Source organism: Saccharothrix texasensis, from assembly GCF_003752005.1.
Taxonomy (GTDB): Bacteria; Actinomycetota; Actinomycetes; order Mycobacteriales; family Pseudonocardiaceae; genus Actinosynnema; species Actinosynnema texasense.
Genome location: NZ_RJKM01000001.1, coordinates 5,776,336 through 5,790,178 on the forward strand (window position 1 = coordinate 5,776,336; position 13,843 = coordinate 5,790,178).

17 protein-coding genes are annotated in these 13,843 nt (G+C 72.4%); 16 read left to right on the top strand and 1 reads right to left on the bottom strand.

What is annotated here, in order from left to right:
• The first annotated feature begins 14 nt into the window (after positions 1-14).
• From EDD40_RS25390 to EDD40_RS25450, 13 genes are all read left to right on the top strand, one after another.
• Complete coding sequence (locus tag EDD40_RS25390) at positions 15-1,547, top strand: bifunctional uroporphyrinogen-III C-methyltransferase/uroporphyrinogen-III synthase (RefSeq protein ID WP_123745161.1); 1,533 nt, start codon at positions 15-17, stop codon at positions 1,545-1,547.
• A gap of 108 nt (positions 1,548-1,655) precedes the next feature.
• Positions 1,656-2,633, top strand: coding sequence for a porphobilinogen synthase (gene hemB / locus EDD40_RS25395; RefSeq protein WP_123745162.1), 978 nt, complete (start codon positions 1,656-1,658; stop codon positions 2,631-2,633).
• The gene (locus EDD40_RS25400) at positions 2,630-3,175 is read left to right on the top strand and encodes a hypothetical protein (protein WP_123745163.1); all 546 of its coding nucleotides are present in this window, start codon (positions 2,630-2,632) and stop codon (positions 3,173-3,175) included. The genes hemB and EDD40_RS25400 overlap by 4 nt, the downstream gene beginning before the upstream one ends.
• A 43-nt stretch (positions 3,176-3,218) precedes the next feature.
• Positions 3,219-3,761, top strand: a complete 543-nt coding sequence (locus EDD40_RS25405; protein WP_123745164.1) for a hypothetical protein — start codon at positions 3,219-3,221, stop codon at positions 3,759-3,761.
• A gap of 77 nt (positions 3,762-3,838) precedes the next feature.
• Positions 3,839-4,396, top strand: a complete 558-nt coding sequence (locus EDD40_RS25410) for a hypothetical protein (RefSeq protein ID WP_123745165.1) — start codon at positions 3,839-3,841, stop codon at positions 4,394-4,396.
• Positions 4,393-4,794 (top strand): hypothetical protein, encoded by a 402-nt coding sequence (locus EDD40_RS25415; protein ID WP_123745166.1) that lies wholly within the window; start codon positions 4,393-4,395, stop codon positions 4,792-4,794. The genes EDD40_RS25410 and EDD40_RS25415 overlap by 4 nt, the downstream gene beginning before the upstream one ends.
• Positions 4,795-4,811: 17 nt before the next feature.
• Positions 4,812-5,423 carry a hypothetical protein gene (locus EDD40_RS25420; protein WP_123745167.1) on the top strand — a complete coding sequence of 204 codons (612 nt, stop codon included), beginning with the start codon at positions 4,812-4,814 and terminating at the stop codon, positions 5,421-5,423.
• On the top strand, positions 5,420-5,947 hold the full coding sequence (locus tag EDD40_RS25425; RefSeq protein ID WP_123745168.1) for a hypothetical protein: 528 nt from the start codon (positions 5,420-5,422) through the stop codon (positions 5,945-5,947). The genes EDD40_RS25420 and EDD40_RS25425 overlap by 4 nt, the downstream gene beginning before the upstream one ends.
• 3 nt (positions 5,948-5,950) lie before the next feature.
• On the top strand, positions 5,951-6,388 hold the full coding sequence (locus tag EDD40_RS25430) for a hypothetical protein (protein WP_123745169.1): 438 nt from the start codon (positions 5,951-5,953) through the stop codon (positions 6,386-6,388).
• 31 nt (positions 6,389-6,419) lie between these two features.
• Positions 6,420-6,767 (top strand): hypothetical protein, encoded by a 348-nt coding sequence (locus EDD40_RS25435; RefSeq protein WP_123745170.1) that lies wholly within the window; start codon positions 6,420-6,422, stop codon positions 6,765-6,767.
• An 11-nt stretch (positions 6,768-6,778) separates the two neighbouring features.
• Positions 6,779-8,068 carry a glutamate-1-semialdehyde 2,1-aminomutase gene (gene hemL / locus EDD40_RS25440; protein ID WP_123748274.1) on the top strand — a complete coding sequence of 430 codons (1,290 nt, stop codon included), beginning with the start codon at positions 6,779-6,781 and terminating at the stop codon, positions 8,066-8,068.
• Positions 8,065-8,694 carry a histidine phosphatase family protein gene (locus EDD40_RS25445; protein WP_123745171.1) on the top strand — a complete coding sequence of 210 codons (630 nt, stop codon included), beginning with the start codon at positions 8,065-8,067 and terminating at the stop codon, positions 8,692-8,694. Before hemL ends, EDD40_RS25445 begins: the two co-directional genes overlap by 4 nt.
• Positions 8,691-9,275 carry a TlpA disulfide reductase family protein gene (locus EDD40_RS25450; RefSeq protein ID WP_123745172.1) on the top strand — a complete coding sequence of 195 codons (585 nt, stop codon included), beginning with the start codon at positions 8,691-8,693 and terminating at the stop codon, positions 9,273-9,275. The genes EDD40_RS25445 and EDD40_RS25450 overlap by 4 nt, the downstream gene beginning before the upstream one ends.
• Before the next feature lie 3 nt (positions 9,276-9,278).
• Here the strand turns inward: EDD40_RS25450 and EDD40_RS25455 are convergent, their stop codons facing one another.
• Positions 9,279-10,244 carry a M64 family metallopeptidase gene (locus tag EDD40_RS25455; RefSeq protein WP_123748275.1) on the bottom strand — a complete coding sequence of 322 codons (966 nt, stop codon included), beginning with the start codon at positions 10,242-10,244 and terminating at the stop codon, positions 9,279-9,281.
• A 195-nt stretch (positions 10,245-10,439) separates the two neighbouring features.
• On the opposite strand from EDD40_RS25455, the gene EDD40_RS25460 reads away from it, so the two are divergent.
• The 3 genes from EDD40_RS25460 to ccsB are packed head-to-tail and all read left to right on the top strand — an operon-like array spanning position 10,440 to position 13,719.
• Positions 10,440-11,216 (top strand): cytochrome c biogenesis CcdA family protein, encoded by a 777-nt coding sequence (locus tag EDD40_RS25460; RefSeq protein ID WP_123748276.1) that lies wholly within the window; start codon positions 10,440-10,442, stop codon positions 11,214-11,216.
• Positions 11,216-12,778, top strand: a complete 1,563-nt coding sequence (gene resB, locus EDD40_RS25465; protein ID WP_425471254.1) for a cytochrome c biogenesis protein ResB — start codon at positions 11,216-11,218, stop codon at positions 12,776-12,778. Before EDD40_RS25460 ends, resB begins: the two co-directional genes overlap by 1 nt.
• A complete protein-coding gene (gene ccsB, locus EDD40_RS25470) occupies positions 12,778-13,719 on the top strand; it encodes a c-type cytochrome biogenesis protein CcsB (RefSeq protein WP_123745173.1) in 942 nt (313 codons plus the stop codon). Before resB ends, ccsB begins: the two co-directional genes overlap by 1 nt.
• The last annotated feature ends 124 nt before the right edge of the window (positions 13,720-13,843 follow it).

Consider the following 13,843-nt stretch of genomic DNA (forward strand, 5'->3'; position numbering starts at 1 on the left):
TGGGGAGTGCCCTGATGACCCGCGCACGCAAGACCCCCGGCCGAGTCGCGTTCGTCGGCTCAGGTCCGGGCGACACCGGGCTGCTCACGGTCCGGGCCCGCGACCTGCTCCACAAGGCGGAGCTCGTGGTCACGGACCCGGACGTCCCGGCCGAGGTGGTGGCGCTGGTACCCGACGGCGTCGAGGTGCGACCCGCCGTGGGCGATCCCGCCGACGTCGCGAAGGACCTGGTCGCCGAGGCGAAGAACGGCCACGCCGTGGTCCGCCTCGTAGCCGGCGACCCGCTGACCCTGGACTCCGTGGTGAAGGAGGCGCAAGCCGTCTCCAAGACCACGATCGCCTTCGACGTGGTGCCCGGCGTCCCCGCCGGCACCGCCGTGCCCGCCTACGCCGGCGTCGCACTGGGCGCCGTCCACACCGAGGCCGACGTCCGGGGGGTGACCGACTGGTCCGGCCTGGCCGCCGCGCCGGGAACGCTCGTCCTGCACGCCACCGGCGGCCACCTGGCCGAGGCCGCGTCGTCGCTCGTGGAGAACGGCCTGGCCCCGCAGACCCCGGTCGCGGTGACCTGCGACGGCACCGGCTTCGGCCAGCGCACCGTGGACACCACGCTCGCCTCCCTGGCCGCCGACGCCGGCGACCTGGGCGGCCCGCTGGTCGTCACCGTCGGCGCGGCCGTGGCCGGTCGGCCGAAGCTCTCCTGGTGGGAGTCCCGCGCCCTGTACGGCTGGCGCGTCCTCGTCCCGCGCACCAAGGAGCAGGCTGGCGCGATGAGCGACCGGCTGCACTCCCACGGCGCGATCCCGGTCGAGGTCCCGACCATCTCCGTCGAGCCGCCGCGCAGCCCCGCCCAGATGGAGCGCTCGGTGAAGGGCCTGGTCGACGGCCGCTACCAGTGGGTCGTCTTCACCTCGACCAACGCCGTCCGGGCCGTCTGGGAGAAGTTCCGCGAGTTCGGCCTGGACGCCCGCGCGTTCTCCGGCGTGAAGATCGCCTGCGTCGGCGAGAGCACGGCCGCCAAGGTCCGCAGCTTCGGCATCATCCCGGAGCTGGTCCCGTCCGGCGAGCAGTCCTCGGAAGGACTGCTGGCGGACTTCCCGCCGTACGACGACATACTGGACCCGGTGGACCGCGTCCTGCTGCCGCGTGCGGACATCGCCACCGAAACCCTGGCGGCCGGCCTGCGGGATCGCGGCTGGGAGATCGACGACGTCACGGCCTACCGCACCGTCCGCGCCGCCCCGCCGCCCGCGGACACCCGCGAGATGATCAAGTCGGGCGGTTTCGACGCGGTCTGCTTCACCTCGTCCTCCACGGTCCGCAACCTGGTGGGCATCGCGGGCAAGCCGCACGCCCGCACCCTGGTCGCGTGCATCGGCCCGCAGACCGCCGAGACGGCCCGCGAGTTCGGCCTGCGCGTCGACGTCCAACCCGAGGACGCCAACGTCCCCGCCCTGGTGGACGCCCTCGCCCAGCACGCCGCCAGGCTCCGCGCGGAAGGCGCCCTCCCGCCCCCGCGCAAGACCAAGCGCCTGCGCAGGTCCTGACCCGACCGGTCCCCGGCGCCACCGCCGGGGACCGGTCGGCCGGACCTGCGCCGACGCGATCCGGACCTGCCTGAGAGCACCTGCCTGAAGCAACAGGGAGTACCCGCCGTGTTCCCGTCCCACCGCCCCCGCCGCCTGCGCACCACCGCGGCCATGCGCCGCCTGGTCAGCGAGACCACGGTGCGCCCGCGCCAGCTGGTCCTGCCCATGTTCGTCAAGGAAGGCGCGACCGCGCCGACCGAGATCCAGAGCATGCCGGGCGTCTTCCAGCACACCCGCGAGTCGCTGCGCAAAGCCGCCGTCCAGGCGGTTCAGGCGGGTGTCGGCGGGATCATGCTGTTCGGCGTTCCCGCCGAGCGGGACGCCGTGGGCTCCGGCGCGACCGACCCGGACGGCATCCTCAACGCCGCCCTGCGCGACCTCCGCCACGAGCTCGGCGACTCGACGGTCCTCATGTCGGACTGCTGCCTGGACGAGTTCACCGACCACGGCCACTGCGGCGTGCTCACCCCCGACGGGGCCGTGGACAACGACGCCACCCTCCAGGTCTACGGCGAGATGGCCGTCGCCCAGGCCGAAGCGGGCGCGCACGTCGTCGGGCCCAGCGGCATGATGGACGGCCAGATCGGGTTCATCCGCGCCGCCCTCGACGAGGCCGGCCACACCGACACCGGCGTCCTCGCCTACAGCGCCAAGTACGCGTCCGCCCTCTACGGCCCGTTCCGCGACGCCGTCGAGTCCCAGCTCCAGGGCGACCGCAAGACCTACCAGCAGGACCCGGCCAACGCCCGTGAAGCGCTCCGCGAGGTCGCGCTCGACCTCGCCGAGGGCGCCGACATGGTCATGGTCAAGCCCGCGCTGCCCTACCTCGACGTGCTCAAGGCCGTCGCCGAGGTCTCCGACGTGCCCGTCGCCGCGTACCAGATCTCCGGCGAGTACGCGATGGTCGAGGCCGCGTCCCGCAACGGCTGGATCGACCGCGAGCGGACCGTGCTGGAGATGCTGACGTCGATCCGCCGGGCCGGCGCGGACATCGTGCTCACCTACTGGGCCGTCGAAGCCTCTGCCTGGCTGGACCGCGGATGACCAGCGCGCCGAACACCCCCAAGCGGCCCAAGCCGACCCCGCCGAAGCCGATCGACCTCGCGCGCCGGCTGTTCATCCTCAGCGCCGTGATCGGCGTGGTCCGGTTCATGGTGGAGCTGGCCGACCGGGAGATGCTGATCCGCGAGCTGCGCGTGCGGCAGCCGGACCTGAGCCAGGACGACCTGGACGCCGCCGCGACCGGCGGCATCGTGTTCGGCCTGCTGATCGCGGTCGGCCTGATCCTGGTCTACACGCTGCTGGCGAACCGGATGGCCGGCGGCCGGAACTGGGCGCGGGTCCTGCTCACCGTCATCGCCGGCGCGGGGATCTTCCTCGGCGTGGTGCGGCTGGTCGCCGCCTTCTCCGGCTTCGCGGCGGCCTTCGGCCTGGCGGTCAACGGTGTCGACCTCGCGTTCGGGGTGGTCACGATGCTGATCGACGCGACCGCCGTGGTCCTGATGTACCAGCCGGCAGTTTCCGGGTACTTCCGATCAGTGCGTTCGGTCAGTGCGACGCCACCACAGGTAGCTAACGGATTGTGATTCCCGGTCGACGCAATGCCGCGTCCCTCCTACGGTCCGGTGCATGACCAATCCGAATGACCCCTACAACCAGGGCCGGCCGCAGCAGCCCGGCTACCCGCCGCAGGCCCCGCCGCTGAACGAGAGCGAGCTGCGCCGGCCCGCCCGCCCGAAGTCCGTGGACACCGCCTACCTGCTCTGGCTGGTCGCGGCGGGCGTGGGCGTCGTGGCGAACCTGATCGGGTTCCTCACCGCCGAGGCCGTGGCGCGAGAGACGCTGAAGGAGTTCAACCTCGGCTCGACGGCGGTCGACGTCCAGCCGAGCTACGGGTCGCTGATCTTCAGCCTCGCCATCGCTGTGGTGTGGGTCCTGGTCGTGATGCAGATGCGCAAGGGCGCCAACTGGGCACGCATCCTGCTGACCGTGCTGGGCGGCATCGCCGCGATCCTCGGGCTGATCGGCCTGCTCGCGATCGGCATCCTGTTCGCCGTCGGCATCCTGGGCGTGCTCCAGGCGCTGCTGGGCCTGGTGCAACTCGTGGCGATCGTCGGCGCGATCGTGTTCATGTTCAAGTCCGACTCGAACTACTACTTCAAGGCCAGCTGACCTCGTCAGGTCACAGGTGGCTGTCCACCGGCTGTCGCGGTGGACAGCCACCTGGCCTGCCTCTAGCGTTCACGGGCGTGAGCAGCCCACAGGACCCTGACAACCGACCTCCGCAGCAGCCGTACCAGCCGCAGCAGCCCTACACGCCCGCCCCGCCGCCGCTGAGCGACTCGGAGCTGGCCGGTCACGGCGCGCAGCGGCCCGCCGTGGCGGAGCCGAAGGAAGTCCGCGTGTCGTTCTTCCTCTGGCTGGCCGGCGCGATCTTGCTCGTCGTGTCGTCGGTGCTCGTGCTCACCCAGCGCGAGGCCGCCCTCGAGGAGGCGCGCAAGGCCCCGCCGACGCCGGGCATCACGGTGGAGCAGCTCGAGTCCACCGTCACCGCGATCCTGGTGGTCGTCGTGATCATCGGCATCGTGCTGGCCGCGCTGATGGTGCTCTTCGCGCTGAAGGCCCGCGCGGGCCGCAACTGGGCGCGGATCACGCTGACCGTGCTCGGCGCGGCGGTGTTCATCTACCACCTGATCGGGTTCTCGCTGGTCGGCCTGGTCATCGTGCTGGTCGTGGCCGCCGCCGTGGTGACCCTGTACCTGCCCGCCTCGAAGGCCTACTTCGACTCGGTGAAGCGAGCCGGATGACCGGGCAGCCGCCCGCGGTGGTGCGCGGCGCGGTCGCGGTGTGGCTCGCCCTCGGCGTGTTCCTGCTGGTGGAGAACGCCGTGCTGTGGCTGCGCCGGGCCGAGTTCGAGGAGGCCGCCGTGCGCGCGGGCGACGACCCGGCCGCCGTGCCGGGGCTGCTGGCGCAGCTGACCGTCGTCGCGGTGGCCTTCACGATCGGCTACGGACTGTTCGGGTGGCTGCTCAGGCGGGGCAGGCGGTGGTCACGCGGTGTCCTCACCGGCGTGGCCGTGCTGCACGTGCTGTGGATCGTGCTGCCGGGCGCGAGTGCCGTGAACCTGGTGACGTTGCTGCTGATCGCCGTCGGTTTGGCGCTCACCTGGCTCCCCGGTACGGCACAGTGGGTGAAGCAGCACTGACCCCTGCGGAGAACCCCATGTCCGAACCGGATCCGTACGCCTCGCCCTTCCACCACGTCGACCTGCCGGGGCAGGGGCGGTCCGACGCGCCCCTGCCGCCCGGCTTCCGGCTGCCCGCGCCCATGCCGCCGGTGGGTTCGGGCGAGTACGCGCCCCGCCGCCCCGTCACGGCCACCGTCGCCTCGTGGTGCTGGATCGCCGGCGCGGTGCTGGTGGTGCTCGCGCTGCCAGGCCTGTTCTACACCGGGATCGACGGGCTGACCGACGACCTCCTGCGCGACTCCGCGGACCGGCCCGACGCGCTGACCCGCGGCCAGGCGGAGGTGGCCGCGCGGCTGACCCCGGCCCTATTCGCGCTCGGGTTCGCGGTGCTGTCCGTGCCGTTCGTGATCGCCGCGGCCAAGCTCCGCTCGGGCCGCAACTGGGCGCGCGTCCTGCTCACCGTCCTCGGCCTGCCGGTCGCGGCCTTCGGGCTGGTCGCCATGCTGATGTTCGCCTCCGGCGTGACGTACGTGGACTGGGTCGTCGGCGTGGCGTGGTCGTGGGTGTTCCTCGGCGTCTGCGCGCTCGGCTTCGTGTCGATGTACCTGCCCGCGTCGAACGCCTACACCAGGTCGGCGGCGAGATGACGCAGCCGCCGTTCGACCCCTACAGCCGGCCGATGCGGCCCGTCGAGCACCCGCAGGCAGGCCCGCAGCCGCCCTACCCGTCTCCTCACCCGGGCCGGATGCGCGACGTCGACCAGCACACCGCCGCGCTGCCCCGGCCCACCGCCGTCGTCGTCTCCTTCGTCCTCTGGCTCCTGACCGCCCTGTCCTGGCCGGTCGGCTCGCTCACCCGCACGCTCGCCGAGGACGGCGCGGTCACCGGGTTCGGGCCGATCATGGCGTTGTTCACCAGCGCGTGCCTGGCCGTCGCGTGCGTCTGGGGCGCGGTGCTGCTCCTCGGCGGCAGCTACCACGCGCGGCTCGGCCTGTGCGGCGGCGCGCTGGTCATCGGCGTCCTGGCCCTGGCCGCCGCGATCGCGGCGGCCCGCGACGGCGACACCACCGGGGTGTCCTGGGTGGTGATCGTGCTGCGGCTGGCGCTGCCCGCCGCCGCGTCCGCGTTCAGCTTCCTGCCCGGCACCCGGCAGTACTTCTCGGGGAGCTGACGGGTGGACCAGCCGATCCTCTACGCCGAGTCCGGCACGTCCTGGTGGCCGCTGCTGTGGGGGCCGGTGTTCGCCGCGCTCGGGTTCGGCGTCGAGGCGTCGACCGGCGCCGCCCGCCCGCTGCTCTGGCTCGTCGTCGCGCTGGTCCTGCTCCTGCCCACCGCCCTGTGGGTGCAGGCCCGCCGCCGCCTCTACCAGGTCCGCCTCACCCCCGTCGCCCTGCGCCAGGGCCGCGAGGAGCTGAGGCTCGGCGACGTCGAGGCCGTCGAAGGCGTCGAACCGCGCGCGGGCGTGAAGGTGCTCGGCGGCGCCTGGACCCTGCCGCGCGGCACGACCGCGGTGCCGCTGCGGCTCGTCGGCGGCGAGGTGGTGATGGGCTGGGCCCGCGACGCCGACGCCCTCCGCGCCGAGATCGCGAAGCTGGTGAGCACACGTGCGTGACGAGCGACCCGGGCATGAGAGGCTGACCGACGTGACTGCGGCCACCGCCGAGACCGAGACCGTGCCGGAACCCGAGCCGGAACCGGGCGGGCCGACGCTGCACCAGCCGAGACGCGCGCTCGTCGCGGCCGGCGAGGTGGTGCTCATCGCCCTGCTCGTGGTGTTCGCCGTGTGGTGCTGGAACCGGGGTGTCCTGCGCTACAGCTACCCCGTGCCCGACCACCCGCCGCTGGAGTCCACCCGCCTCAAGGGCAACTGGATCGGCGCGTCGGTGGGCCTCGTCACGATCGCGGGCGTGCTGCTGCTCGACGCCGTGCGCCAGACCGTGCTCGCCGTGCGCACCCGTGGTCGGAAGCAGGGCGAAGAACCCGACGTGTGAGACTGGACGGCGTGACAGCGACGCGATCCCAGGCACTGTTCGAGCGCGCGGCGGCGGTGATCCCCGGTGGCGTGAACTCCCCGGTGCGGGCTTTCCACTCGGTCGGCGGCACGCCGAGGTTCATGGTGCGCGGCGAGGGACCGCACCTGTGGGACGCCGACGGCAACCGGTACGTCGACCTGGTGTCGTCGTGGGGCCCGATGATCCTCGGGCACGCCCACCCGGACGTGGTCCACGCCGTCCGCGAGGCGGCCGTGCGCGGCCTGTCGTTCGGCACGCCCACCGAGGGCGAGATCGAGCTGGCCGAGGAGATCATCGACCGGGTCGCGCCGGTGCACCAGGTCCGCCTGGTCAACTCCGGCACCGAGGCCACCATGAGCGCGATCCGGCTGGCCCGCGGCTTCACCGGGCGCCGCAAGGTCGTCAAGTTCGCCGGCTGCTACCACGGCCACGTGGACGCGCTGCTCGCCCAGGCCGGCTCCGGGGTCGCCACGCTCGGCCTGCCCACCTCGCCCGGCGTCACCGGCGCGCAGGCCGCCGACACCCTCGTGCTGCCCTACAACGACGTCGAAGCCGTCCGGCAGGCCTTCGCCGAGCACCCCGACGAGATCGCGTGCGTGATCACCGAGGCCGCGGCGGGCAACATGGGCGCCATCGCGCCCCGGCACAACGCCGAGCTCAAGCAGCTCTGCCGGGACCACGGCGCGCTGCTGGTCATGGACGAGGTGATGACGGGCTTCCGCGTCTCCCGCGCCGGCTGGTACGGCCTGGAGAACGTCGAGGGCGACCTCTACACGTTCGGCAAGGTCATGTCCGGCGGCCTGCCCGCGGCGGCCTTCGGCGGCCGGACCGACGTGATGTCGAAGCTCGCCCCGGCCGGCCCCGTCTACCAGGCGGGCACGCTGTCCGGCAACCCCGTCGCGGTGGCGGCGGGCCTGGCCACGCTGCGCGCCGCGACCGACGACGTCTACCGCACCCTGGACGCCAACGCCACGCGCCTGGGCGCGCTGTTCACCGCCGCGCTCACCGAGGCGGGCGTCGCGCACCGCGTCCAGTTCGCCGGCAACCTGGTCAGCGTGTTCTTCACCGACGCCGAGGTCACCGACTACGCGGGCGCCCAGCGCGCCGAGACGTGGCGCTTCCCGCCCTTCTTCCACGCCCTGCTCGACCGCGGCGTGTACGCGCCGCCGAGCGCCTTCGAGGCGTGGTTCGTCAACGCGGCCATGACCGACGACGACTTCCAGGTCATCGCCGACGCCCTGCCGCACGCCGCCCGCGCCGCCGCGGAGGCGACCCAGTGAGCCGGACGGTGGTCCACCTGCTGCGGCACGGCGAGGTGCACAACCCGACCGGCATCCTCTACGGCCGCCTGCCCGGCTTCAAGCTGTCCGAACGGGGCCAGAAGCAGGCGCTCGTCGTGGCCGAGCACCTCGCCGACCACGACATCGCGCACGTCGTCGCGTCCCCGCTGGACCGGGCGCAGCAGACCGCGTCCCCGATCGCCGACTCGCACCGCCTCGAACTGGACACCGACGAGCGGCTGATCGAGGCGGACAACAAGTTCGAGGGCCTGAAGGTGGCCGTCGGCGACGGCGCGCTGCGCTCGCCGAGGCACTGGCCGAAGCTGGTCAACCCGCTGCGGCCGTCGTGGGGCGAGCCGTACCTGGCCATCGCGCACCGGATGCTCGGCGCGGTGCAGCGGGCCCGGTCCGCCGCCGAGGGCCACGAGGCCGTGTGCGTGTCGCACCAGCTGCCGATCTGGACGCTGCGCCGGTTCCTGGAGGGCAAGCGGATGTGGCACGACCCGCGTCGCCGCGAGTGCTCGCTGGCGTCGCTGACCAGCCTCGTGTTCGAGGGGGAGCAGCTGGTGCGGGTCGTCTACACCGAGCCCGCCGGCGCGACGAACCCGAGGGTGACCGGGGCATGAGGGCCAGGTCCCCGCTCGCCGGCCTCGCCGTGGCGCTCCTGCTCCTCACCGGCTGCTCGACCGGCGACGACGCGGTGGTCGCCGGTTCGGAGTTCCAGCTCGTCGCGCCCAACGGCGAGACGAAGCTGCGCTACGACGGCGACGAGCGCAAGCAGGTCACGGGCCTGGCCGGGCCCAGCCTGATGGAGGACGGCAAGACCGTCTCCCTGGACGACTTCGCGGGCAAGGTCGTGATCGTCAACATCTGGGGCGCGTGGTGCGGGCCGTGCCGGACCGAGGCCCCGGAGCTGCAGAAGGTGCAGGACGAGACCGGGCCGCTCGGCGTGCGGGTGCTGGGCGTGAACGTCAAGGAGTCCTCGACCGAGTCGCCCCGCGACTTCATGACCAACCGGGACCTGGACTACCCGTCGATCTACGACGAGTCCGGGCGGGCGATGCTGGCCTTCCGCGGCCTGCCGCCCAACGCCGTGCCGTCCACGTTCGTGCTGGACAAGCAGCACCGGGTGGCGGCGGCGTTCCTCGGGGCGGTGATCGCCTCGGACCTGGTCCCGCTGGTCGAGGACCTCGCCGCGGAGTCGTGACGGTCAGCGCAGCTCGGGCACCTTCGCCCGGAACGCCTCGACCATCGCGTCCCGGCCGACGAGGTTGAACTCGCGCCCGAGCGTGCGCATGATCGAGTTGTCGGTCGGCCGGTACAGGCCGTGCGCGTGGTAGCGGGCGCCTTCGAACGCGCCGACCACGCCGCCGTCCGGCGACGCCTGGCCCAGGTAGGCCGACCACTTGGCGCCGGTCGGGTCCGCGCTCACGTTGACCTCCGCCGGCTCCTCGCCGCTGTACCGGTCGTACGGGTAGTCGTACTCGTCGGCCAGCTCGCCGATCGAGTGGCCCAGCTCGTGCACGGCGATCTGGCCCGCCTGGTCGTTCGCGCCCGCCGCGGTCGCCACCCCGCCGCCCGCGCCGCCGTACTTGGCCGTGTTGCCGAGCGCGATGACCTGGTCGGCCTGCGGCGCGAGCGCGCCGTACTGGCCCGCCTTGGTCTGGTTCACGCACAGCAGGCGCTCGGTCTGGGTGTCGCGGCCCTGGCACCAGAAGCCCATGTCGAGCGCCGTGTCGCGGTTGGTGCCCAGGGTCGGGTCGTGGTCCACGCCGGACTGGTTCGACACGACGTTGACCTGCCAGACGTTGAAGTACTGGCGGTAGGACCGGAAAGGCTCCACGGCGGAAAGCTCCTCCCACTTGCTCACCACGTGCTCGTGGAAGACGCCGATCTCACCCGCGGTGTAGCCGTCCCCGACGAAGACGAGGTCGAACCGCTGGTCGGGCGCGCCGGTCTCCTGGACGGCCACCACGTCGGCGGCCACCTCGCCGGGCGCGGCCCTGGTCTCGACGGCGACCGCGACCCGCGTCCGCGAGATCGTGCCGTCGGGTGAGAAGACCTCCACCCACTCCGCGCCGGGTCCGCCGGCCTCCGCGGCGCCGCCGGGCAGGGGAGCGGCGACGACGGCGAAGGCGACGGCCAGCACGGGCAGGGTGAGCCGGTGTGCGCGCATGACCGTCACGCTATGGAGCCGACCGCTAACCCACAAGGGTTGATGGTCGCGTGTAAACATTCACTGGAACGGGTATTACGGCCGTCTCAATGACCTGCCGCAGCGCCAACCGGATGACCTCGATCCTGTGACGTGGGTCGCCCATAAGGGATGCCGGTGCACGGCGTCAAGGTGCGGATACCTACGCTGGACGACGTGAACCCGACCGATCTGGCCACCTCCGGCCCGATCCTGCTCGCGACCGGGGTGGCGGTGCTGGCCGGGGCGATCTCGTTCGCCTCACCGTGCGTGGTCCCGCTCGTGCCCGGCTACCTCGCGTACCTCGCGGGCCTGGTCGGCGCGGAGGCGCCGGCCGTCGCGGACGGCGAGACCGCGAAGCGCGGTCGTTGGCGGGTCGCCGGCGCCGCGCTGCTCTTCGTCCTCGGCTTCACCGTCGTGTTCGCGCTGATGTCGTTCGTGGTGCTCGGCCTGACCGACCTGTTCCTCATCCAGGCCGAGCTGCTCCAGCGCGTCGGCGGCGTCATCACCATCGCCATGGGCCTGGTGTTCATCGGCCTCGTCCCGGCCCTGCAGCGCGACGTCCGCCTGCACCGCGCGCCCGGGGCGGGCCTGCTCGGCGCGCCGCTGCTCGGCGGCGTGTTCGCGCTCGGCTGGACCCCGTGCCTCGGACCGACGCTGACGGGCGTGATGGCGCTGGCCCGCAGCACCGAGGTCGGCTCGGTCTCCGCCCGCGGCGCGGTCCTCGTGCTCGCCTACTGCCTCGGCCTCGGCCTGCCGTTCATCCTCATCGCGGTCGGCGCGCGCTGGGCGGTCCGCACGACCGGCTGGTTGCGCTCGCACGTCCGCCAGGTGCAGGTGTTCGGCGGCGCGCTGCTCATCGGCGTCGGCGTGGCCCTGGTCACCGGCCTGTGGGGCGACTTCGTCGCCTGGCTGCGCGACGCCGTGATCAACGACCTAGAACTGCCGTTGTAGTGCGCGCCGTCCTCGCCTTCCTGCGCAACACGTGGCGCGGCCTCACGGCCATGCGCACCGCGTTGACCCTGCTCTTCCTGCTCGCTCTCGGCGCCATGCCCGGCGCGTTGCTGCCGCAGCGCTCGCTGAACTCGTTCAAGGTCGACGAGTACATCGCCGACAAGGGCTGGTGGGGCCGGCTGCTGGACCGGCTGCAGTTCTTCGACGTCTACGCGAGCTTCTGGTTCTCCGCGATCTACGTGCTGCTGTTCGTGTCGCTGGTGGGCTGCCTGCTGCCGCGCACGTGGGAGTACTTCAAGCAGATGCGGGTCAAACCGGTGCTCACGCCGCGCAACCTGACCCGCATGCCCCACCACGCGTCGGCCACCACGACCTCGTCGCCGGACGCCGTCATCGAGCGCGCCGGCCGCCGGCTCAAGGGTTGGCGCACGGTCGTCCGCGACGAGCCGGACGGCGCGCGCACCATCAGCGCCGAACGCGGGTTCCTCCGCGAGACCGGCAACCTGGTGTTCCACTTCTCGCTGCTCGGCCTGCTGGTCGCGTTCGCGCTGGGCAAGATGTTCGGCTACGAGGGCCAGGTCATCGTCCAGTCCGCCGGCGGCCAGTTCTGCAACTCGGGCGTCTACAACTACGACTCGTTCCGCCCGGGCCTGCGCGTGGACGGCACGCGGCTCAACCAGTTCTGCGTGCGGGTCGACGACTTCGAAGCCTCCTACCTGCACAACGGCCAGGCGGAGAGCTTCCGCGCGAACATCCAGTACCAGTCCGGCGCGGACCTCGAGACCGGCACCTGGCGGCCGTTCCCGCTGGAGGTCAACAGCCCGCTGCGCACCGCGGGCGACCGGCTCTACCTGCTCGGCCACGGCTACACGCCCCTGTTCACCGTCACCTTCCCCAACGGCGAGACCCGCACCGGCGCGACCCAGTGGCGCCCGGTGGACCAGGTCACGCTCGCCTCGGAGGGCGCGACGAAGTTCGACCCGCCGAACGTGCCGGACGCCGAGCAGCGCCGCAAGAGCCAGCTCGCGATCACCGGCCTGCTCGCGCCGACCGCCGCCTTCCAGGGCGAGCTGCTCGACTCCGCGTTCCCCGCCGCGAACGACCCGGCGGTCGCGATCGACGTCTACCGCGGCGACCTGGGCACCGACTCCGGGCGCGGCCAGTCCATCTTCTCGATCGACCAGAAGATGGTGCAGGACGGCAAGCTGATCAAGGTCGCCCGGCAGAACCTCGTCCAGGGCGAGCAGCTCACCCTGGACGACGGCACCGTGATCCGCTTCGACGGCGTGCGCGACTGGGTGTCGCTGCAGGTGTCCCACGACCCCACCCAGGTGTGGGTGCTGGTGTTCTCGGTGCTGGTCATCCTCGGTCTGGCCGTCTCGCTGAGCATCAAGCGCCGCCGCGTCTGGGTGCGGGCCTCGCCGGGGGAGGACGGGCGTACCGTTGTCGAGGTCGGCGGCCTCGCGCGCACTGATCAGGCCGGGTACGGCGAGGAGTTCACGGTGCTGGCCCGTGACCTGGTCCCCTCCCCGGACCTGCCCGCCGACAAGGAGGAGAGCTGATGCCGGTCAACACGACGCTGGCGACCTACAGCGACTGGACCTACGGCGCGGCGGTGGCGATCTACTTCTTCGCCGCCGTGCTGTACCTGTGCGAGGCGGCGTTCGCCCGGCCCGCCAAGACCCGCGAGCTCGCCGGGGCCGTCGCGGCGGGCGGCACGCAGGCCGACGGCACGTGGACGCCCGGCCGGGTCACCAAGCCCGAGCGGTCCCGCGCCGAACGCCTCGGCCGCATGGGCGTGGCGCTCACCGTCCTCGGCGCGCTGCTGCAGGCCGCTTCCCTGGTGCTGCGCGGGTTCGCGACCGAGCGCGCGCCGTGGGGCAACATGTACGAGTACGGCTCGCTGCTCACGCTGGCCGCCGTCGTGACGTGGCTCGTGCTGTCGCGCACGTTCGACGTCCGCAAGCTCGGCGGTTTCGTGCTCGTGCCGATCGTGATCCTGATGTTCCTCGGCGGCACGGTGCTCTACGCCGACGCCGCGCCCGTGCAGCCCGCGTTGCAGTCCTACTGGCTCGTGGTGCACGTCTCGGTGATCTCGGTGTCCAGCGGCGTGCTGCTGGTGCCCGGCGTGGCCAGCGTGCTGTACCTGCTGAAGACCTCGGGCCGCGCGCGGTTCACCAGGCTGCCCGACGCCGACGTGCTCGACCGGCTCGCCTACCGCAGCACGGTGTTCGCGTTCCCGCTGTTCACCATCGGCATCATCTGCGGCGCGATCTGGGCCGAGGCGGCGTGGGGCCGGTTCTGGGGCTGGGACCCGAAGGAGACCGTGGCGTTCGTCTCGTGGGTCGTCTTCGCGGCGTACCTGCACGCGCGGGCGACGGCGGGGTGGCGCGGCCGGCCCGCCGCGTGGATCAACTCGCTCGGCTTCGCGCTCACCGTGTTCAACCTGTTCTTCATCAACCTCGTAACGACTGGGATGCACTCGTACGCGGGCGTCGGCTGATGCCGTAGACCACGTGTCACGCGGTGTTCGCGGACCCGGTCGTGAAGGCTCGGGCGAGCGAACACCCAGTGTCGTGGAACCACTGGTCGCCGACTACCGTCGAACGCGTGGGGTCGGGGAAGTC

Bases quoted from the DNA above. Each gene is read 5' to 3' on its own strand.
- EDD40_RS25450 (WP_123745172.1), top strand. From the start codon at position 8,691: ATGAGGGCCAGGTCCCCGCTCGCCGGCCTCGCCGTGGCGCTCCTGCTC.
- EDD40_RS25405 (WP_123745164.1), top strand. From the start codon at position 3,219: ATGACCAATCCGAATGACCCCTACAACCAGGGCCGGCCGCAGCAGCCC.
- EDD40_RS25425 (WP_123745168.1), top strand. From the start codon at position 5,420: ATGACGCAGCCGCCGTTCGACCCCTACAGCCGGCCGATGCGGCCCGTC.
- EDD40_RS25415 (WP_123745166.1), top strand. From the start codon at position 4,393: ATGACCGGGCAGCCGCCCGCGGTGGTGCGCGGCGCGGTCGCGGTGTGG.
- EDD40_RS25455 (WP_123748275.1), bottom strand. From the start codon at position 10,244: ATGCGCGCACACCGGCTCACCCTGCCCGTGCTGGCCGTCGCCTTCGCC.
- EDD40_RS25420 (WP_123745167.1), top strand. From the start codon at position 4,812: ATGTCCGAACCGGATCCGTACGCCTCGCCCTTCCACCACGTCGACCTG.
- ccsB (WP_123745173.1), top strand. From the start codon at position 12,778: ATGCCGGTCAACACGACGCTGGCGACCTACAGCGACTGGACCTACGGC.
- EDD40_RS25400 (WP_123745163.1), top strand. From the start codon at position 2,630: ATGACCAGCGCGCCGAACACCCCCAAGCGGCCCAAGCCGACCCCGCCG.
- EDD40_RS25390 (WP_123745161.1), top strand. From the start codon at position 15: ATGACCCGCGCACGCAAGACCCCCGGCCGAGTCGCGTTCGTCGGCTCA.